The sequence below is a fragment of the Streptomyces sp. NPDC048506 genome (assembly GCF_040651315.1).
GTDB lineage: Bacteria > Actinomycetota > Actinomycetes > Streptomycetales > Streptomycetaceae > Streptomyces.
In genome coordinates, this window is sequence record NZ_JBEZIX010000011.1 from 34185 (window position 1) to 54796 (window position 20612).

At 73.7% G+C, this 20612-nt stretch carries 12 protein-coding genes; 4 read left to right on the forward strand and 8 right to left on the reverse strand.

The window, feature by feature from the left end; translation table 11 throughout:
* The first annotated feature begins 77 nt into the window (after positions 1–77).
* Entirely contained in the window at positions 78–3881 is a 3804-nt protein-coding gene (locus AB0C96_RS11070; protein ID WP_362915962.1) for a multifunctional oxoglutarate decarboxylase/oxoglutarate dehydrogenase thiamine pyrophosphate-binding subunit/dihydrolipoyllysine-residue succinyltransferase subunit, read from the forward strand.
* 94 nt (positions 3882–3975) lie between these two features.
* Here AB0C96_RS11070 and fxsT read toward each other — a convergent pair whose 3' ends face one another.
* From fxsT to AB0C96_RS11105, 7 genes are all read right to left on the reverse strand, one after another.
* Positions 3976–7098: an FxSxx-COOH system tetratricopeptide repeat protein gene (gene fxsT / locus AB0C96_RS11075; RefSeq protein WP_362915963.1), complete on the reverse strand. Its 3123-nt coding sequence runs from the start codon at positions 7096–7098 to the stop codon at positions 3976–3978.
* Between the two features lie 133 nt (positions 7099–7231).
* Positions 7232–8413, reverse strand: a complete 1182-nt coding sequence (locus tag AB0C96_RS11080) for an FxsB family cyclophane-forming radical SAM/SPASM peptide maturase (RefSeq protein WP_362915965.1) — start codon at positions 8411–8413, stop codon at positions 7232–7234.
* Between the two features lie 209 nt (positions 8414–8622).
* On the reverse strand, positions 8623–8841 hold the full coding sequence (locus AB0C96_RS11085) for a YxD-tail cyclophane-containing RiPP peptide (protein ID WP_362915967.1): 219 nt from the start codon (positions 8839–8841) through the stop codon (positions 8623–8625).
* A 104-nt stretch (positions 8842–8945) separates the two neighbouring features.
* A complete protein-coding gene (locus AB0C96_RS11090; protein ID WP_362915969.1) occupies positions 8946–12377 on the reverse strand; it encodes an SAV_2336 N-terminal domain-related protein in 3432 nt (1143 codons plus the stop codon).
* Positions 12378–12382: 5 nt separating this feature from the next.
* Positions 12383–13438, reverse strand: a complete 1056-nt coding sequence (locus tag AB0C96_RS11095; protein WP_362915971.1) for a MoxR family ATPase — start codon at positions 13436–13438, stop codon at positions 12383–12385.
* A 348-nt stretch (positions 13439–13786) separates the two neighbouring features.
* A complete protein-coding gene (locus tag AB0C96_RS11100) occupies positions 13787–15964 on the reverse strand; it encodes a trypsin-like peptidase domain-containing protein (protein WP_362915973.1) in 2178 nt (725 codons plus the stop codon).
* Positions 15964–16386 carry a CU044_2847 family protein gene (locus AB0C96_RS11105; RefSeq protein ID WP_362915975.1) on the reverse strand — a complete coding sequence of 141 codons (423 nt, stop codon included), beginning with the start codon at positions 16384–16386 and terminating at the stop codon, positions 15964–15966. Before AB0C96_RS11105 ends, AB0C96_RS11100 begins: the two co-directional genes overlap by 1 nt.
* Positions 16387–16539: 153 nt before the next feature.
* Here AB0C96_RS11105 and AB0C96_RS11110 point away from each other — a divergent pair, with 153 nt between their 5' ends.
* The 3 genes from AB0C96_RS11110 to AB0C96_RS11120 all read left to right on the forward strand — a co-directional run bounded on the left by AB0C96_RS11110 (position 16540) and on the right by AB0C96_RS11120 (position 19070).
* Positions 16540–16719 (forward strand): DUF6104 family protein, encoded by a 180-nt coding sequence (locus AB0C96_RS11110; RefSeq protein ID WP_362915977.1) that lies wholly within the window; start codon positions 16540–16542, stop codon positions 16717–16719.
* A gap of 252 nt (positions 16720–16971) precedes the next feature.
* Positions 16972–17916 carry a DUF4097 family beta strand repeat-containing protein gene (locus AB0C96_RS11115; RefSeq protein WP_362915979.1) on the forward strand — a complete coding sequence of 315 codons (945 nt, stop codon included), beginning with the start codon at positions 16972–16974 and terminating at the stop codon, positions 17914–17916.
* 2 nt (positions 17917–17918) lie between these two features.
* Positions 17919–19070, forward strand: a complete 1152-nt coding sequence (locus tag AB0C96_RS11120) for a helix-turn-helix transcriptional regulator (RefSeq protein ID WP_362915981.1) — start codon at positions 17919–17921, stop codon at positions 19068–19070.
* 318 nt (positions 19071–19388) lie between these two features.
* Here the strand turns inward: AB0C96_RS11120 and AB0C96_RS11125 are convergent, their stop codons facing one another.
* Complete coding sequence (locus tag AB0C96_RS11125; RefSeq protein WP_362915983.1) at positions 19389–20543, reverse strand: serine hydrolase domain-containing protein; 1155 nt, start codon at positions 20541–20543, stop codon at positions 19389–19391.
* Between the last annotated feature and the right edge of the window lie 69 nt (positions 20544–20612).

The window sequence follows — 20612 nt, forward strand, 5'->3', positions numbered from 1 at the left end:
CACCAAAGGTCACAAGAGGCGTAGCCTTTATTCCCGCTGTCCACCACCTTAGGAAGCGGAAGAGGGCGGTTGCCGCCGTGTCGCTACAGTCCCCCAACAGTTCGAGCATCTCGACCGAGGCCGATCAAGAGGGGCAGGGCAAGAGCCCTGCTGCCGCTTTCGGCCCCAATGAGTGGCTCGTCGACGAGATCTACCAGCAGTACCTCCAGGACCCGAACTCGGTAGACCGAGCCTGGTGGGACTTCTTCGCCGACTACAAGCCGGGCGGCACCACCGCGCCGAGTGCGCCGGCGGAGGGCTCCGCCCCCGCCGCCCCGGCGCCGTCGACCCCCGCCGCGCCGGCCGCACCGGCCCCGGCGGCCCAGCAGCCCGTCGCGAAGCCCGCAGCCGCCCAGCCGGCCACCCCGGCGCAGCCGGCCGCGAGCGCTCCGGCCCCCGCGAAGCCCGCACCGGCCAAGGCCGCCCCCGCCAAGCCCGCCGCCAAGGCCGCGGCGAACGGCGAGACCCCGGCCGGCGGTCCCGAGTACGTCGTCCTGCGCGGCCCCTCGGCCGCCGTTGCGAAGAACATGAACGCCTCCCTGGAGCTGCCGACGGCCACGTCCGTCCGCGCGGTCCCGGTGAAGCTGCTCTTCGACAACCGCATCGTCATCAACAACCACCTCAAGCGCGCCCGCGGTGGGAAGGTCTCCTTCACCCACCTCATCGGGTACGCGATGGTGCAGGCCCTCAAGGCCATGCCGTCGATGAACTACTCGTTCGCGGTGAAGGACGGCAAGCCGAACCTGGTCAAGCCCGAGCACGTCAACCTCGGTCTCGCCATCGACCTGGTGAAGCCCAGCGGCGAGCGCCAGCTGGTCGTCGCGGCCATCAAGGCGGCCGAGACGATGTCCTTCTTCGAGTTCTGGCAGGCCTACGAGGACATCGTCCGCCGGGCCCGCGACAACAAGCTGACGATGGACGACTTCACCGGAGTCACCGCGTCGCTGACGAACCCGGGTGGCATCGGCACCGTCCACTCCGTGCCGCGCCTGATGCCGGGCCAGTCCATGATCATGGGCGTCGGCGCAATGGACTACCCCGCCGAGTTCCAGGGCACCTCGCAGGACGCCCTGAACAAGATGGGCGTCTCCAAGGTCATGACGCTGACCAGCACCTATGACCACCGTGTGATCCAGGGCGCCGCCTCCGGCGAGTTCCTGCGCATCATGAACCAGCTGCTGCTCGGCGAGAACGAGTTCTACGACGAGATCTTCAAGTCGCTGCGGATCCCCTACGAGCCGATCCGCTGGATGCGCGACATCGACGCGTCGCACGACGACGACGTCACCAAGGCCGCCCGGGTCTTCGAGCTGATCCACTCCTACCGGGTCCGCGGCCACGTCATGGCCGACACCGACCCGCTGGAGTACCACCAGCGCAAGCACCCCGACCTCGACATCACCGAGCACGGCCTCACGCTGTGGGACCTGGAGCGCGAGTTCGCGGTCGGCGGCTTCGCCAGCAAGTCCATGATGAAGCTGCGCGACATCCTGGGCGTGCTGCGTGACTCGTACTGCCGCACCACCGGCATCGAGTTCATGCACATCCAGGACCCCAAGCAGCGCAAGTGGATCCAGGACCGCGTCGAGCGCCCGCACAAGTCGCCCGAGCGCGAGGAGCAGCTGCGCATCCTGCGCCGGCTGAACTCCGCCGAGGCGTTCGAGACGTTCCTCCAGACCAAGTACGTCGGCCAGAAGCGCTTCTCGCTGGAGGGCGGCGAGTCCGTCATCCCGCTGCTGGACGCGGTCATCGACTCCGCGGCCGAGTCGCGCCTGGACGAGGTCGTCATCGGCATGGCCCACCGCGGCCGCCTCAACGTCCTCGCCAACATCGTCGGCAAGTCCTACGCGCAGATCTTCCGCGAGTTCGAGGGCAACCTCGACCCGAAGTCGATGCACGGCTCCGGCGACGTGAAGTACCACCTGGGCGCCGAGGGCACCTTCACCGGCCTCGACGGCGAGCAGATCAAGGTCTCGCTGACCGCGAACCCCTCCCACCTGGAGGCCGTGGACCCGGTCGTCGAGGGTGTCGCGCGCGCCAAGCAGGACATCATCAACAAGGGCGGCACGGACTTCACCGTCCTGCCGATCCAGCTGCACGGTGACGCGGCGTTCGCCGGCCAGGGCGTGGTCGCCGAGACGCTGAACATGTCCCAGCTGCGCGGCTACCGCACCGGCGGCACGGTGCACGTCGTCATCAACAACCAGGTCGGCTTCACCGCCGCCCCGGAGTCGTCGCGCTCGTCCATGTACGCCACCGACGTGGCCCGCATGATCGAGGCGCCGATCTTCCACGTCAACGGCGACGACCCCGAGGCCGTCGTCCGCGTCGCCCGGCTGGCCTTCGAGTTCCGCCAGGCGTTCAACAAGGACGTGGTCATCGACCTGATCTGCTACCGCCGCCGCGGCCACAACGAGTCGGACAACCCGGCCTTCACCCAGCCGCTGATGTACGACCTGATCGACAAGAAGCGCTCGGTGCGCAAGCTCTACACCGAGTCGCTGATCGGCCGTGGTGACATCACCCTCGAAGAGGCGGAGCAGGCGCTCCAGGACTTCCAGGGCCAGCTGGAGAAGGTCTTCACCGAGGTCCGCGACGCCGCGACGGCTCCGGCCGCCCCCGAGGTGCCGCAGCCCAAGGCGGAGTTCCCGGTCTTCGTGGACACCGCGATCTCCCAGGAGGTCGTCAAGCGGATCGCCGAGTCCCAGGTCAACATCCCCGACCACATCACCGTCCACCCGCGTCTGCTGCCGCAGCTCCAGCGCCGCGCGGCCCAGGTCGAGGACGACACCATCGACTGGGGCATGGGCGAGACCCTCGCCGTCGGCTCGCTGCTGATGGAGGGCACCCCCGTCCGGCTCGCCGGCCAGGACTCCCGCCGCGGCACGTTCGGCCAGCGCCACGCGGTCCTCATCGACCGCCAGACGGGCGAGGACTACACCCCGCTGCTCTACCTCTCCGAGGACCAGGCGCGCTTCAACGTCTACGACTCGCTGCTCAGCGAGTACGCGGCGATGGGCTTCGAGTACGGCTACTCGCTGGCCCGCCCGGAGGCGCTGGTCATGTGGGAGGCGCAGTTCGGTGACTTCGTCAACGGCGCCCAGACCGTCGTCGACGAGTTCATCTCCTCCGCCGAGCAGAAGTGGGGCCAGACCTCCGGCGTCACCCTCCTCCTGCCGCACGGCTACGAGGGCCAGGGCCCGGACCACTCCTCGGCCCGTATCGAGCGCTTCCTCCAGATCTGCGCCCAGAACAACATGACCGTCGCGATGCCGACGCTCCCCTCCAACTACTTCCACCTGCTGCGCTGGCAGGTGCACAACCCGCACCACAAGCCGCTGGTCGTCTTCACCCCGAAGTCGATGCTGCGTCTGAAGGCCGCGGCGTCGAAGACGGAGGAGTTCACCTCGGGCGGCTTCCGTCCCGTCATCGGCGACACGGCGGTCAAGGCCGAGGACGTCCGCAAGGTCGTCTTCACCTCCGGCAAGGTCTACTACGACCTGGTCGCCGAGCGGGAGAAGCGCGGCGCGATGGACACCGCGATCGTGCGTCTGGAGCGGCTGTACCCGCTCCCCGGCAAGGAGCTCCAGGCGGAGATCGCCAAGTTCCCGAACGCCGAGAAGTACCTGTGGGCCCAGGAGGAACCGGCGAACCAGGGCGCCTGGCCGTTCATCGCCCTCAACCTCATCGACCACCTGGACCTGGCCGTCGGCGCCGACGTCCCGCACGGCGAGCGCCTGCGCCGCATCTCGCGGCCGCACTCCTCGTCCCCGGCCGTCGGCTCCGCCAAGCGCCACCAGGCCGAGCAGGCACAGCTGGTCGCCGAGGTGTTCGACGCCTAGGCGTCGGGACTGCCGGAGCAACTGGTAGGTGACAGCGGAAGGGCCCGCTCCCCGTAAGGGGGGCGGGCCCTTCCGCATGCCGGGTCCAGGACGCCTACACGGGCTGCGGTTCGAAGTCCCAGTACGGGCGGCGTCGGCGCCGGGCGGACAGGGTGTGCGGGTGTTCGGCGCCCAGCGTCTCGGAGAGCTGCTGGATCGCCTCCTGTTCGAGCTTGGCCGCCTCCTGGCCCCGGCGGCGGAGCGCACGCAGGTCCTCGGCCAGCGCCGTCTTGGCGGAGAGGGTCAGCGGGTGGAGGTCGCCGAGCGTCACCTTGGCCCGCTCCAGGGTGCCGCGGCCCAGCTCCACCGCACCGTCCTCGTCGTCGGCGCGGCTGCGGGCGGCGCCGGCGTTCAGTGCGCAGCCCAGCGTCCAGGGGTGGTCGGGGCCCATGACGGCGGCCATGCCGTGCAGGGCCCGCTCGGCGATCTCCAGCGCCTCCGCCACCTCGCCGAACTCCCCGCGGACCAGGCCGACGTTCCCCAGGGTGCCGACGGTGTACGGGTGGCGCTCGCCGGCCAGCGCCTGATAGCGCTCGGCGACCTCCTCGGCGAGGTCGCGGGCCTGCCCGAGGTCGCCATGCTCCCGCAGGAAGGTGGCGTGGTCGGCACGGACCATCAGCGTCTCCGGGTGGCGCGGCCCCTGGACCCGGCGGGAGCGCTCCACGACGTCGGCCAGCAGGTCACCGGCCCGGGCGACCTCTCCGGAGCGGCGCCAGCACAGCGCGAGGTTGTGCTCGGCGCGCAGCGTCTGGGGGGTGTGGGCCCCCATCACCTGCTGGTGCAGCCGGGCGTTGAGCTCCTGGGTGGAGGTGGCGTCGCGGTAGCGGCCCATCAGGCGCAGCATGCGGGCGTAGGCGGTGCCGGCATTGAGGGTGAGGTGGTGGCGTGCGCGCAGCTCACGCTCGCGGAAGGCCAGTACCTCGCGGTGGGTGACGAGTGCTTCCTCGTAGCGGCCGAGCAGCGCGAAGACGTTGCCGAGGTTGTGCCGGGAGGACAGGGTGCGCGGCGCCTCCGGGCCGAGCAGGCCGACGTAGGCCCGCCAGACGGCGTCGAAGAGCTCGTAGGCCTGTTGGTAGGAGCCGAGCGCGAGCAGGGTGCCGGCCAGGCCGTCCTGGGCGCGCAGCAGGTCGGCGTCGGCCGGGCCGCGTTCGGCGGCGAGCTGGTCGACGACGGCGCTGCCGACCGCTTCGGCCTCGCGGTAGCGGCCGAGCCGGCGGAGCATGTTGGCGTGCTGGTGGGTGAGCACGAGCATGGTGCGCTGGGTCGGTTCGAGCCGGGTGCGCCAGCGGGACATGAACTGTTCGCACAGCCGCAGCCCGATCCGGTACTCGCCGCGCACCCGCAGGTATTCGATGCAGTTGAGCAGCAGCTGCTGGACGGCCGGCTCGGGGCTGTCGAGGACACCGGCCGGCTCCAGGTGCGGGATGAGTTCGGCGTAGCGCTCCCAGTAGCGGGTGTCGGCGGGGTTCTGGGGGTCGGCGGTGACCAGCACCCGGCAGGCGGTCTCCGCCATCAGGTCGCGCTCGTCCTCGGTCATGTCGCTGCGCAGGAACCGGTGGTAGAGCCGGTGCATCTGCGCGGTCTCCACGGCCGGGTCGGAGTCCTGGGAGACCTGGTAGTCGAGGCGTACCGCGGTGGATTCGGTCAGCCGGCGCAGCGCGGTGTTCCAGCTGATCGGCTCGGCGGCCAGGTCGACCAGGTGCTCGGGCAGGTCGCCGCGCCGGGCCTTGGCGAGCATCGGGACCGGGATGGCGTCCGGGGCGAAGAACGCGAACAGCTTGAGGAGTTCGACCGCGGCGGGGCTGCGTTCGCGCAGCGTGTTGAGCGTTATGGCCCAGCTGGTCTGGAAGGCCATGGGGTAGTCGGAGGAGATCCGGATGCCGACGAGGCTGGGCTCGCCGCGGCGGATCAGTTCGATGTACTCCTTGGGGGACATCGGGTTGGCGTCGAGCCAGGCGGCGGTCTGGGCGAGCAGCAGCGGCAGGTCCTGGACGGCTTCGGAGAGCATGTCGGCCTCGACCGGTGTGAGTCGCGGGGCGCGCCGGCGGGCGTAGGCGACGGACTCGACACGGGTGAAGGGCAGGACCTCGATCTCCTGGGCGCTGCCGGAGCCCGACCAGTCCCGGGTGAGCGTGGTGATCAGGACGTGGCCGCGGCCGTCGGGGATCAGGTCCTCGATCTGCTCCATGTCGTCGGCGCTGTCGAAGATCAGCAGCCAGCGGCCGTAGGGGCGGCCGATGCGCAGCGCCTCGTGGACGGCGCGGATGCGGTCGCCCAGCTCGCGGCCCACGGGGAGGCCGAGCCGGGTGGCGAGTTCGGCGAGCTGTTCGCGGGCGGCGCCACGGTTGGTGGCGCTGATCCACCACACCACGTCGTAGTCGTTGCCGAAGCGGTGGGCGTACTCGGCGGCGATCTGGCTCTTGCCGACGCCGGAGGTGCCGTAGAGCGCGATCCGGGTCTCCATCGGGGGCCCCGAGGTCACCCCCGGGCCGGCCAGCTTGCCGTGCAGCGCTTCCAGCACGCTGTCGCGGCCGGTGAAGCGGTTGTTGCGGCGGGGGATGTTCCAGATCTCGGGCGGGTTGTTCGGGAAACGGGGCTCGCCGGGGGCGTTCTCGTCGGCGGTTCGGGCCGGCGCCGTGATGCCCAGCCGCTGCAACACCCGGCGGTTGGCCTCACGGGCGTCCAGGTCGCGGAGGTCGGTGGGGCGCAGCAGGGAGGCGGTGGCCGGCAGGCTCTGGGTGGCCACGCTGACCGCGGCGAACCGGTCGGAGTGCGGGGGCACCACCTCCCGCAGCGCGGCCGTCCACTCCTCGGGTGTCTTGGGGCCCAGCCGGAAGTACCAGTCGTCCAGCACCATCAGCAGCCGGCCCTCGGCCTCCAGCAGTCCCGACAGCTCCTCGGCCAGCGCGGTGTCCACCTGCGGGTCCCAGCGCAGCAGGGTCGTGCCGTGGCCCTGCTGCTCCAGCTGGTGGGAGATCCATGCGGCCCACGGACGGGCGAAGCCCGCGTAGCTGATGGTGATGTGCTCGTGGGCCGCGGCGGAGCCGCGCCGGCCCGACGCACCGGCAGCGCCGGAGGAACCAGCGGAGCCGGCAGAATCCGAAGCCCCAGGCGAACCAGAAGAAGCAGCGGAACCAGACGAACCAGAAGAACCAGAAGAAATGGACTGATCGACCATGCGACCGTCTCCCTGAGATGCGATGGTGCGCGCGTGCAGAGGCTGATTCATCGGGCACGCCCTGGCTCTTTCGCACGATAGCCCAAGTGTCGCTCCGCATGGCGACAGTGCGTCAGGTCATGTTGGGTGCCGGTCAGTTGAGTGAAATGGTGGCGTCCAGCCGGGCGGCGATGTGGCGTATCAGGCGTTCCAGGTCGGCGCAGTACACGGACGGGTTGGTGAACCCGCCGGAGTCCGCGCGGTAGCGGTGGGCGTAGTTCCCGCCGCCGCACACCTCCACCAGGGCGCAGTTCCGGCACTGGGCGGCGAGCGCGTCCCGGCCGCGTCGGCGGGCGGCCATGCCGGGGTGGGCCAGGGCCTCGTCGAAGCTGTGGTGGAAGACGTCGAGTCCGGTGGCGGCGGCGCCCTCGTAGGCGGACTTGAGCGAGTCCACCTGTTCGATGGCGCCGTCCGTGTCGACGACCAGGGCGACGACCGGGGAGAGGCCGACCGCCTCGCTGGAGCTGGGGCGGCCCAGCAGCAGACCGAGGATCTCGGTGAACACCCGCACCCGGGGCCCGGGCCCGCCGTCCCACCACAGGTCGAAGACGGTGCACAGCCAGTCGCCGTACGGGGTGCGGCCGGCCGGCCCGAGGGGGGCCGACCGGGGGTTCCTCCCCGCGGTGGCCGGCGGAGGGCTGGACCAGTTGGCGTGCGGCAGCAGGAAGTCGAGCATCGGGGGGTCCAGTGCCCGCAGCGAGCGGTAGACCTCCGTGGGGTCGGCGGTGACGTCGATGGTGCACAGGATGCCGGCGAAGGTGTCGGGGCGCTCGTGCAGCAGGTCGACGGCGCGGGAGACCGCCGGCCAGGAGGGCCGTCCGGCGTGGTCGAGGCGGCGCCGGTTGAGTCCGGGGGTGCCGCCGTCGAGGCTGAGACCGAGCCGGAAGCCGGCCGCGCCGAGCGTGTCGATCATGCTCTGGGTGAGCAGGGTGCCGTTGGTCTGTACGCCGAAGTCGGCGGTGCAGCCGGGCGGCAGGGCGGCGCGGACGGCGGCGGCCTGGGCGAGCAACGGGCCGGGGCCGGTGAGCAGCGGCTCGCCGCCGTGCAGGTCGATGCGGACCTCGCGCAGTCGGTGGGCGCGGGCGTGTTCGGCGATGCGCAAGGCGGTCTGCCGGACGGTGGCGGGCGGCACGGTCTGCGGGCGGGTGCGCCAGCTGTGGTCGGGGCCGGCGTAGATGTAGCAGTACGTGCAGGCGAGGTTGCAGCGACTGTGGACCTTCAGGACGAACTGCCGGAAGGGCACGACAGCGGTCCGGTCGGTCGTCTCTCCCGCCACCGCGCCGCCCCCTGCCCCCGTACGCCTGCATCGAGGTACGGGGCCGACGTCTCGACAACGCCCGCCGTCAACTCCCGCCCTTTTCCTGGTACATGACTCGGCCCTCGATCGAAGAATCGAATTCCCGTGACAACTGGCCGGTTTCCTTGCGCGTTTGCCCAAAAACCACCTCCCGCACGCCGCAACGGCGGGAGGGCTCCCCGAGCTCGTCAGTGCAGGAGTTTTCCCGGACCGTCCTCGTAGTACGCCACGGCGTCCTCCGCCGCGGGCCAGTTGCGCAGCAGCAGCGCCGCCACGTCCCCGAGCACCGTGTGGTCCGTCCGCGCCGCCAGAACGGCCACATCGACCCCGGCGAAGTCCGGCAACGGCTCCGCCGACGGCTCCGACAGGGCGGTCGTGGCCGGTTCGGTGCGGGGGGTGGTCGCCACGCTGCTCTCCTCTGGCCGGCTGGACGGTGGTGTTCCCGAACTCCCGTCCACGGAAACACGGGTGGGCGGCGGACGGCCAGGCAGCCGACCGGGGCGCCGGGCGCTCAGGCGGTGGATTCCAGGGCGCGCATACGGGCGCGGGTGCGCTGGGCCTCGGGGCCGGTGTCCTCGGCGGCGTGCTGCCACTGTTCCCAGCTCTCACGGTAGGCGTGCAGCGCGGAGCGGGGGCCCGCGGTGACCTCCAGCACCTGGGCGCGTCGGTGGTGGGCGCGGGCGGCCAGCACGGCGCTGCCGGCCCGGCCGGCGGCCGCGGCGGCCCGGCCGGCGGCCGCGGCGGCCCGGCGGTAGCACGCGGCGGCCCGGTCGTGGCGCTCCAGGGAGTCGAAGCGGCGGTCCAACAGCAGCTGGACGTCGCCCACTTCGAGCCAGGCCTCGGCGCAGACCGCGTCCGGGACGTCCGCACCGCGGGCGGCCAGCTCCAGGACCCAGTCGGCCTCGTGCAGATCGGCGAGCGAGGGCTGGCGCTCGTACCGCAGCCGCAGGGCGCGGCCGAACAGCAGCCGGTGGCTGCCGAGGTCGGGGTCCGTCGGCGCGACCCTGGCCAATGCCTCGCGCAGCACGTGCACCGCCTCGTTGGCCAGCCGCTTGCCCAGCTCCGAGGGCGGCGCGGCACCGGCCGCTCCGGTGGAGCCGGTGCCGGCACCGGGCGGCTCCAGGCGGGCCCGCAGCAGCAGTGCCGCGCCCCGTTCGGCGAGCAGCGAGCTGTGCTCGGGGGAATCGGGCACGGTCAGGCGGAGCGCGGCGGCCAGCGCCGCGATGGCGGCGTCCAGGGCGGCCGGGGCGCCCGTGCGGGTGTGGACGGCGCGCTGGGCGGCGGCCGTCCGGCGCAGGCTGTCGGCCTCCAGGACCGGGTCGTCCAGGGCGTGGGCCATCTCCCGGGCGCGTTCGAGGGTGGGCAGCACGGACGGCAGTGCCGCGCCGCCGTGCAGCTGGCGGGCCGCGGCCAGGTCGAGCAGCGTCTCGCAGACCAGTCGGTCGGCGGCGCTGCCGCGGCGGCGCAGCAGGACGGTGGCGGTGTCGAGGTCGTCGGCGGCGCGGACCGCCAGCGCCGCCGCCGAGCGCGGGCTCCCGGGGGTGGGGGCAGTTCCCTGCCGGGTGTGGGCCAGGGGGAGGTCGGCGACCCGCCGGGCCTGGTCGAGCAGTACTGCGCCCCGGGCGGCATAGGCCTCTCCGGGGACCTGCTCGCCGCTGGGCCACTGGTCGAGGAGGGTGGTGAGGGAGCGCTCGGCCTCGTCGAGGGGGTCCTGGCCCGCGGCCGGCTCCGGCAGGGCGGCCAGCCTCCGCAGGACCTCGGTGCGCAGCACCATGCTCTCCAGGACGCGGGGGTCGAGCAGGCTCATCAGTCCACAGGCGGCGTGCAGATGGCGGGCGGCCTCGGTGAGGGCGGTGCGCTCCTCGGACGGGGTGCCGGCGGAGCGGCGTTCGCGGGCCCGGGCGTGGGCGACCCGACCGAGCACGATCAGCGCCCGGGTGCGCTCGGCCTCGCCGGTCGCGTCGTCCCCGCCGGCGGCCTCGGCGGCCCGGACCGCGCGCTCCGCCTCCTCCAGGGCGTCCGGCTGGCGCCACTTCGTCCAGGCGTGCAGCAGGGCGCGGGCGAGGTCGGTACCGGCCAGCGGCAGGCGTTCGGTGGCGGCGCGCAGCAGGCGGACGGCCGCTATCAGGTCGCGGACGGCGCGGTCCTGCTCGTAGCGCTCCAGGAGGGCCGCGCCCTCCGCGGCCGGGCCGTCGGAGGCGTACGGGCGCCGGTCGGGCGGGCGCAGCGCCGGTTCGAAGCGCCGCAGTACGCGTTCGGAGACCCGGGCGAAGGGTTCGGGGACGGCGCGCTGGCCGCTCTCCGGCTCGCGGCCGCTGCCGGAGAGCATGGCGACCGCGACGGCCGGGAAGTTGCGGGCGCTGCGTCCGAAGGTGCGCTCGATGTAGAGCGAGCAGTGCTTGAGGACCAGGGCTGCCTCGCCCGCGCTGAGCCGGCCGAGGAGTTCGTCGCGGACGCCGGGCACGAAGTCGTACCAGGGGCCGGTGGCCGCGGCCGTCTCCTCCGACAGCCGTTCCTCGGCGGGGAGTTGCACGACCAGTCCGCTGAGCAGCACCTCGGCCAGCTCGGCCGGGCCGGTCTGCGGGAGCATCGCGCGCTGGACGAGCTGGATGACGGGCAGGGCCAGCGGCACGGCCGAGAGGTGGACGGCGAGGAGCCGGGCGGCGGGCGAGGCCTGCTGGTCGAACTCGCGCACCATCCGGGCCGGTTCGCCGGGTCCGGGCCGTGCCGGCGGGCCGGCCGGGGCTCCGGCGCCGTGGTCGGCGCGGACGACGGAGGCGGCGCCGCGCAGCGAGAGGCCGGCGTCGGCGGCGGCCAGCCGGGCCCAGGAGCTGAGGGCGGAGGGGGTGGCGGACAGCACCGGTACGGCGCGTTCACGCGGCGCCCCGGGCGGTGCGCCGACGGCTGCGGCAGGCCCCGCGGGGGACCGCCGGCGGCGTCTGGCGGGGGTGAAGTCGAGGGCCTGGTAGGGGCCCTGGCGGCGGACGAGGGTGCCGGCGACGGCGGGCAGCAGGGTGCGCCCCCACATCCGCTGGGGCAGCGGCTGGACGACCGCGAGCGGGGCGTCGGCCGCCCAGCGGTAGAGCAGCCGCTGCATCCGGCCGTCCCGCCAGAGGGGGCCGGCGCAGTCGCTGAGGACGAGGGTGAGGTGGTGGCCCGTGGGGTCGTGCAGCTGGTCGGCGGGGCGCAGCGGATGGCCGGGGCCCGGGGCCACGGTGACGCCGACGTCCGGGCCGTGCGGGTGGAGGTAGTGCACCGTGACGTCGCGGAAGGCGCCCACCCGCTCGCAGACCTGGCGGAGGTCGTGCAGCATCTGCTCCCAGACGGCCATCGAGGACGAGCCGTCCATCAGCAGCCGCAGTGCGGCGGCGCGGCGGTGCACCCCGCGCAGCACCGGGATGATCATTTCGGCGTGGGCGGAGAGCTCGGCCGTGGCGGGCTCGTCGAGCGTGCGGCGGATCGGGGCGGCCGGCGGGCGGTAGCGCTGGACGGGGCGCAGTGCGCGCTGTAGCGGCAGCAGGCCCGGGAAGGCGGAGGCGATCGGGACGGCGATCTCGCCGAGGCGGTGGCGGTCCGGGTCGAGGGACCGCTCGTCCTGGGCGGGCAGCAGGTCGGCGGCCCGGCGCCGGGCGATGTTCCGGAGGGCGGGGTCGTCCTCCGCCGGCGCCTCCGGGGCGCTGCCGGGCGGTGGCGGTCCGCCGCCACGCGCCGGATCCTCCGGGGTCGATCCCACTCGGAAAGTGGCCGGATCTGTACGGTCCGGTCCGTCGGTACGGCCCAGGCCGGTGCCCCCGGTCCCCTCGGCCGGCCGCTCGCCCGGGGTGATCCACTGGGCGAGCCACAGGGCGTCGGCCATCGAGCGGGCGTCGGCCGGCAGCCCCGCCGCCGTCAGGCGGGCGACCAGCTCGTCGAGGGGGCCGGTACCGGGCTCCCCGGGCGGCACCGCACTCACCTCGTCCGATCGAGAGGCCGCATCAGCTCCGCCGTCAGGCGCCGTCGGGTCTCCTCCTCGTCCTGGTCCGTCCAGCCCGCCCGCTGGGTGAGGTGGATGGCGTTGAACAGCTGGTCGACGGCGCGCACATCGCCGGGCTCGCGGTCCAGGAAGCGGTCGATCACCGCTTCGTAGCGCTCGGCGGCCCCCTCGCCGAAGTGGGCCCGCACCATGGCGGCGAGCCGCTCCTTGTCGGGCACCGGTATGTGGAGGTGGATGCAGCGGCGCAACAGGGGCGCCGGGAAGTCCCGTTCGCCGTTGCTGGTGAGGACGATGAAGGGGAAGGCGCGGCAGCGCACCCGGCCGTCGCGGACCGTCACCCGCGCGCCGTCGTCGCTGAGCACCTCCACCTCGGGGGCGGATCCGGCCAGCCGCTCCAGCTCCGGAATCCTGAACTCCCCCTCCTCCAGGACGTTGAGGAGGTCGTTGGGCAGGTCGATGTCGCTCTTGTCGAGCTCGTCGACCAGGAGGACGCGGGGCCGGGCGGCGGGCAGCAGCGCGGTGCCCAGCGGGCCGAGGCGGATGTAGCGGCCGATGCCGCCGCCGGGTTCGCCGGTCGGACCGCCGGCGGCCGCGGCACCCGTCCCGGAGGCGTCCGGGGCGGCGCGGGCTATCTGTAGGTCCTGGAGGCGGCCGATGGCGTCGTAGTCGTACAGGCCGTCGCGGAGCGTGCTGCGGCTGACGACCGGCCAGCCGAGCACCCGGCCCAGGCCGAGTTCGTACGCGACGGAGTGCGCCAGGGTGCTCTTGCCGCTGCCCGGCGCACCGGTCACCAGCAGCGGCCTGCGCAGGTAGAGCGCGGCGTTGACCAGCTCGCGCTCGGTCTCACCGGGGCGGTGGTGGCTGGCCTCGCGGTGCTGCACGCCGAGCCTGCGCTCGGAGGACGGGTCGAGCGGGGCGGGCGGCGCCACGAGGGGCCCGCCGTCGAAATCACGCCATGGGGGTGGCGGCGGAAGGTGCTCAATTCCGTCGTGCGGTGCCCCCGCGCCACGGTAGATGAGCCAGTCGCTCACGTCGGAACTCCTCGTCGCCGGCCCGGCATCGGTCAGGAGCGATGGACCGGAGGGCCGCCGGAGACGTCGGCATCCGCCCCGGCCCTCCCCCGCGTCCGCCACGCACACTCACGCCATTACGTCATCACGAACAAGTCTTCCACGACGCTATGACAGTACCCCTCCGTACGGAAGCGCACGGGGCGGTTTCCGGTCTCACGCCGTGGCACGGCTGGGTGCTCAAGTGCCGTGCGCGGGACGCCACTTGACCTGCCGCACGCCCTGGGGCAGGGGGCGGGCGCCGGGCGCGTGCGAAGCGTGCGGGGCGCATGCGACGCCCGGCGCGCCGTGGGGCGGCTCCGTACCGCCTCATCGCGGCGACTCCTGGGGCCGATCGGTGTACAACTGCGGTATCGGGTCCTGCGGATCGTCGTAGAGGAACACCAGGTCGCGGGCCCAGTGCGTGCCCTCCTCGGCGGCCTCCGCGGCCTTCGCCCGCAGCTGCCGGACCAGTTCGGGAAGGCGGGTCACACCGCCGGAGCCCTGCACCAACTCCCGGACCCCGCGGTGGAACTCCTCGCAGGAGGCGTCGCACGCCCGCTCCTCGCCATGGCCGCGGGCCGGCCACAGTGCGGCCGGGAAGCCGGTGTCCAGGGCGGCGCCGACCGCGTCCAGCCCGAACCCGTCGGCGACCGTGTGGCACAGCGCGGGCAGCGCCCCGTCGTCCGCCGTCTCCAGCAGCCGCCAGATCGCCTCGGCCGAGCCGGCGCCCGGGCGCGCGCCGGCGCCCGCGGACGGCGGGACGCGCAGCGCCCGCAGGGCGGGGGCGGCGGTGATGCCCTGCCAGCGGCGCAGCCAGCCGGGGTCGACCGGTTCGCGCCGCCGCCCCTGGTCGCGCAGGACCACGGCGCGGCCGGGGCCCACCGGGCGGAGCCGGGCGGTGCGCCGGGTCGAGGCGGCGAGCTGCCACTGGCCGGCGGCGGTGTGCCAGCGCCCTTCGGGAACGGCGACCTCCAGGCGCACCCGGGCGCCCGGACCGGCGGCGCCGTCGGCCCGCAGCAGCCGCCCGCCGAGCCGCTGCCGCACCTGTTCCTCCGCCCGCTCGAAGGGCACCCCGCCGGCCGACTCCTGGACGTCCACCCGCAGCCACTGCCCCTGGCCGTAGCCCTCGCTGACCGACCAGTTGTAGAGCTCCTCTCCGCCCTCGTCGTAGTAGAGCGGCTCGAACTCGACGAGCACGGAGCGCGGCCGGCGGCGCACCGGCCCGATCCTGCGGCGGTCCTGCGGTTGCAGCACCACCGCCTTGGCCTGGACGAACTCGGCCAGCCGAGCGGCCTCTTCGCGTACCGCCCCGGCCCGCTCGCCCGGTACGTCGCGCACCTCGTCGGCGGTCACCTGGGCCACGATCCGCAGATAGTGCACAAAGGCCCGCAGCTCGGTGTACGGGTCGCTGCCCTGGTAGAGCGCGCCGTGGCCGTCCCGCCAGGTGCGCAGCGACCAGGCACCGGGCCGCTCGCCGCGCTCCAGCACTTCGGCGACCGCCGCCTCCACCGCCAGCGGGTTGCGCGGCGCGGGCAGCCGGGCGAGCAGGTCGAGCGCCTGAAGCCGCTCCTGTACGCCCCACAGCCGGCCGCGGCCCGCCATGATCGCGTGCTGGGCGTCGAACCAGGTGGGCCCGTCGGCCCGGCCGAGGTCCTGGCCGGCCCAGTGCCAGCGGTCGTGCAGGCCGGTGAGCGCGTGGTACGGGTCGGGGCCGAGGCCCTCGGCGCCCGCGACCAGATGCTCCGGGCCCAGCCCGCGCAGCGCGGTGACCGGCACCGCGAGCCCCACGTGGTCCTGCTGGTGGCGGCCCTTGACGATGCCGACCACCTCGCCGCGGTCGCAGTCGAGCAGTGGCCCGCCGGACGCCCCGGGCGTCACCCGGACGTCGCTGCCGAACTGAAGCCCGCGGGCGTCCCGGGCGCCGAAGCGGACCGCGATGAAAGGTTCCGCCGGAACGGCGGGCGCGGCGGGGGCGCCCCGGTTGCCGGCCGTGCCGTGGGCGCCGGGCCCGCCGTCCGACTCGCGTATGACGCGTTCCGCCCCGCCCGGCTGTTCGTGGCCGCGGAAGATGTAGGCGTCCTCCAGGAGCGTCGCCGGCTGGTCGCTGAGCCAGGCGCAAGGGTGCGGGGCCTCCGGGTCGAGCAGGCGGACCAGGGCGAGGTCGGCGCGGGCCGCGGCGGGCCCGGCCTCCGGCGCGGGCCGGCTCAGGTCGTACACCGGGCGGGCGGCGACCACCCGGCCGCCGAACGCGGCCCCGACGACGCCGATCGCCCCGGCGGCCCCGCCGCAGCCCGTGCCGCGGGGCCGGCCGTCGCGTTCGGAGAGCACATGTGCGCAGGTCAGGACCCATCCCGGCGCGATCAGCACACCGCTGCCCCAGAGCCGGCCGTCGGTCGCGTCCGGCGCGGCGCGCAGTCCGACGGTGGTGCGCCCGGCGTGGTCGAGGAGCTGTGCGTACCGGGCGCGGTCGGCGCGGCGGCCGGCGGCTGCCTCGGGGGGCGCCATCAGCGGTCCGCGTCGTCGGGCTCCCGGCGGTCGGCGGGTGCTCGGTGTCGCTCCTCCGGCGACGGGGCCCCGTTGTCACGGCGCCAGGTGAGCGTCACGGAGAGGCTGGACTTCGCCTCGCCGTCCGCGAGCAGGGCGATGGCCTTGCCCGGCTTGGCCGAGAGCTCCACGCCGAAGGTCACGCTGGTCTCGTGCGGGGCGACCCGCTCGGTGGCCTGGCGGACGCTGGTCGCGACCCCGCCGACCAGTTCGCGGAGCCCCTCGACGCGGGCGCCGAGCGCGTCCCAGGCGCCCACGTCCTCGAAATCCTCGTCGGCCCAGTCCCCGTCCGCCCCGTCGAGCCCGGGGGCGTCCAGCCGGGAGACCCGGGCCCAGACCTCCGTACCGTCGGGCAGTTCGATGCGCTGCGCACGATCTTGCATCACGGCCTCCTGCTCCCCCTGGACGGCAATTCCCCAATTGCCGCAGGACCGTTGACAGGTGATCAGGCTAGCCGCCGGGCGCCTGTGGCGCGAGAGGTCCGTGGGCCTGCCTATCCTGGCCGGGAATGTCCCCTGACCCCTGGTGGAGAGCGCGTGTATTTCACTGACCGTGGCATCGAGGAGCTGGAGAACCGGCGCGGCGAGGAGGAGGTCACCCTCGCCTGGCTCGCCGATCAGCTGCGCACGTTCGTCGATCTGAACCCGGACTTCGAAGTGCCGGTGGAGCGGCTGGCCACGTGGCTGGCGCGGCTGGACGACGAGGACGAGGAGTAGACCGGGGGCGGGCGTACCCGACGGGACCGGACGGGACCGGGCGGGACCAGGCCGGGCCGGGCTGGGCCGGGCAGCAGGGGCGCGAGGGGCGTGAGGGGAACGGAGAAGGGCTGACGGAAGAGGCGATACCCCTAGGGGAAGCGACAAGGGCAGGTCAGGGCCGGAGCCGCTTGACTTCCGCAAGCCGCGATATATCGTGTCTATCGAGGACGCGATATGTTGCGTTGCACGGCTACCCAGGGGAGGCCAGGAATGTCAGCTCAGGCCGCGTGGTCACAGAATCCGATGCGGGTGGCCGAACCACGCACGCTGGAGATCACGGACCCCGTCACCGCGCTCCATGTCCGCGTGTTCGGCGGCACGGTCAACGTCGTCGGCACCTCCGACGGCGGCCCCGCCCGCCTGGAGATCAGCGAGCTGCACGGCCCGCCGCTCACCGTCTCCTGCACCGACGGCACGCTCTCCGTCAGCTACGACGACCTCCCGTGGCAGGGCTTCTTGAAGTTCCTCGACCGCAGGGGGTGGAACCGCAGCGCGGTGGTCTCGGTGACGGTGCCGGCCGACACCCGGGTGGAGGTGGGCGCGATCAGTGCCAGCACGGTCGTCTCCGGCATCTCCGGCCGTACGGAGGTCCACGGCGCCTCCGGCAACAGCACGCTCGTCGGGCTCACCGGCGCGGTCCGGGCCGACACCGTCTCGGGCGACGTCGAGGCGCAGTCGCTCACCGGTGACCTGCGGTTCAACTCCGTCTCGGGCGATCTGACGGTCATCGACGGCGCGGGCGGTGGGGTGCGCGCCGACTCGGTCAGCGGCGACATGGTCCTGGACCTGGACCCGGCGAAGGGTGCCGACATCACGCTGACGACGGTCTCCGGGGAGGTCGCCATCCGGCTGCCCGACCCGGCCGACGCCCGGGTGGAGGCCAACACCACGTCCGGCACGGTCTTCAACGCCTTCGACGACCTGCGGGTCAGCGGCCATTGGGGCACCAAGAAGATCACCGGCTCGCTGGGCGCGGGCACCGGTTCGCTGAAGGTCACCTCTGTCTCCGGCAGCCTGACCCTGGTGCGCCGCCCCACCCGTGACGACGAGGACAATGGGCGGGGTGACCTCGGCGGAGCCCCCGACGGCGGACCGGCCCCCGGCCCGTCCGAGGACTCCCCCAGCGACCCGCCCGCCGAGAAGAAGGTGCTCTGAGCATGCCCCCCGTCTTCGCCCATGGCCGCCTCAGGCTCTACCTCCTCAAGCTGCTGGACGAGGCCCCGCGGCACGGCTACGAGATCATCCGCCTCCTGGAGGAGCGCTTCCAGGGTCTGTACGCCCCCTCCGCCGGCACGGTCTACCCCCGACTGGCCAAGCTGGAGGCCGAGGGCCTGGTGACGCACGCGACCGAGGGCGGCCGCAAGGTCTACTCGATCACCGAAGCCGGCCGGGCCGAACTGGCCGACCGTGGCGGCGAGTTGGCCGATCTGGAACTGGAGATCAGGGAGTCGGTCGCCGCGCTCGCCTCCGACATCCGGGAGGACGTGAGCGGTTCGGCGCGGGATCTGCGCCGGGAGATCCGGGAGGCCTCCCGGGACGCCCGCGCGGGCTCCGGCGGGCGGGCCGGGCGGAGCGCCGGCGAGGAGGGGCCCGGGAAGAAGGCCACCGGCCGCCCCTTCCCGGAGGCCTCTGACTACTTCGACGGCGCCTTCGGCGACAAGGAGGCCTGGCGGCAGGCGAAGGAGGAGTTCCGGCGCGCCAAGGACGAGTGGAAGGAGCAGGCGCGGCGGGCGAAGGAGGAGAGCAAGCGGGCCCGGCAGGACGCCCAGCGGGCCCGTAAGCAGGCCAGGGACGCGCAGGTCTTCGCCCACGAGGAGGTCCAACGGGTCATCAAGCGCATCCAGGACCAGACCCAGGGTGCGGTGCGCTCCGGCGACTGGTCCGGCGCGGTGCGCGAGGCGCTGTCCGAGGTCTCCCGCGAGGTCGGCCGCTTCACCGGCGACTGGTCCGGCGAGGCCCGGGGCACCGGCGGAGAGGGCGCCGGTCGCGGCCGGGACGCCGACGGGGCGACCCGGGTGACGGTCGAGCGCATCGACCTGACCAAGGACGGCAGCCAGGAAGGCCCGGTGACCGAGGCCCCGCCGGCCCCGGAGTGGGTGCACGAGCCGACCAGCGGTGACCCCACCCGCGACTTCGACCGGCTGTTGGACCGCTTCCGCGACGACCTGCGGGACGCGGCGCGCGACCACGGCGTGACGGCCGAGCAGCTCAAGGAGTCCCGCCGCAGGCTGTCCACGGCCGCCGCCCACATCGGCGCACTGCTGCGGCATCCCGAGCAGTACGCCTCCTCCGCGGACCCGGACGAGTAGCCGACGACCAGCCACGGTGCGGCCGCCGGCCGCCATGCCCACCACGGCGGGGCGGACGCGCCCTCCACGCGCACCCGCCCCGCCACCGTGGCCGTAGTCACAGGCACCGCCACAGGCACCGCCACCGGCACCGCCCCCGCCACCGCGGCCGTACGCGCAGCCCCCGCCACCGCGCCCGTAGGCACGGGCCGCGTCACCGCGCCCGTAAGCACAAGCCCCGTCACCGTGGGCGTAAGTCCGCCCCCGCCACCGTGGTCGTACGCTCAAGCCCCGCCGCCACCGGGCCGTACGCTCAGCCCTCCGCGCGGGCGCGTCGGCTCACTGTGCCGTCCCGGCGCCCACGCACTCCCGCACCGCTCCGATGAGCCGCACGGCCCGCTGGTCACCGCTGCCGCCCATCATGTTGGCGGTGTAGGCGAAGCCCACGCCGAACTCGTCGTCGCCGAAGGCGAATTGACCGCCCGCTCCGCTGTTGGCGAAGGAACGCGGGCCGAGCAGCCGGCGGAACGGCGAGTCGAGGAGGAAGCCGGAGCCGTGGCGTGCTCCGAAGTCCGGGAGCCCCGACCAACTGGGGCCGCCGGACAGCGGCCGGACCGCGTCGGCGACGGTGTCCTCGGAGAGCAGCCGCGCCGCGCCGTCCACACCGGTCGCCACCGCTGCGTAGAGCGTGGCCAGGCTGCGGGCCGACGAGACCGCGCCGGCACCGGGGAGTTCGGCGGTCAGCAGTGCGGGCGCGTTGTAGCCGCGGGGGTCGTCGAGGCCGGGGAAGGGCAGCACGCCGTTCATGGTCAGCGCCCGCATGGGCAGCGAGTCGGCGTCCGGCAGGGCCGGCCGCCCCTCGGCCTCGACGAGCCGGGCCATCCCCGCCACCTCCTCCTCCGGGAGGCCGATCCAGGTGCGCAACCCCAGGTCGTCGGCGACGGCCTTGCGGAAGTACGCACCGGGGGTGAGCCCGGTGAGCCGCCGGATGACCTCGCCGACGAGGAAGCCGTAGACGTGCGCGTGGTACTCGTAGGCGTCGCCGGCCTCCCAGAGCGGCCGCTGCTCCTCCAGCGCACGGATCACCGGCGTCCAGGAGGTCACCTCCGCGAAACTCAACCGCTTCTCGACGAGCGGGATCCCGGCGGTGTGGGCGAGCACATGACGGGTGGTGATCCGCTCCTTGCCGTGCTGCGCGAACTCCGGCCAGTACGCGGCCACCGGCGCGTCGAGATCCAGCCGCCCCTGCTCGACTAGCAGCAGGGCGCAGACGGTGATGACCGCCTTGGCGCAGGACATGACCGGTAGGACGGTGTCCTCTTCCCAGGCCCGTCCGGTCCGGTCGTCGGCGGTACCGCCCCACAGGTCGGCGACCTTGCGGCCGCCCACGAACACGGTGACGGCGGCGCCGAGTTCACCTCGCTCGGTGAAGTTCCGGGCGAACTCGTCCGCGACGGGGCCGTACCCCTCGTCGGCCCATCCGTGGTGCGACATCGGGTGCTCTCTCTTCCTCACAACGGTCCCAACGGCCTTCTGGACCGCCGGCCGGGTCACGATAGGTGC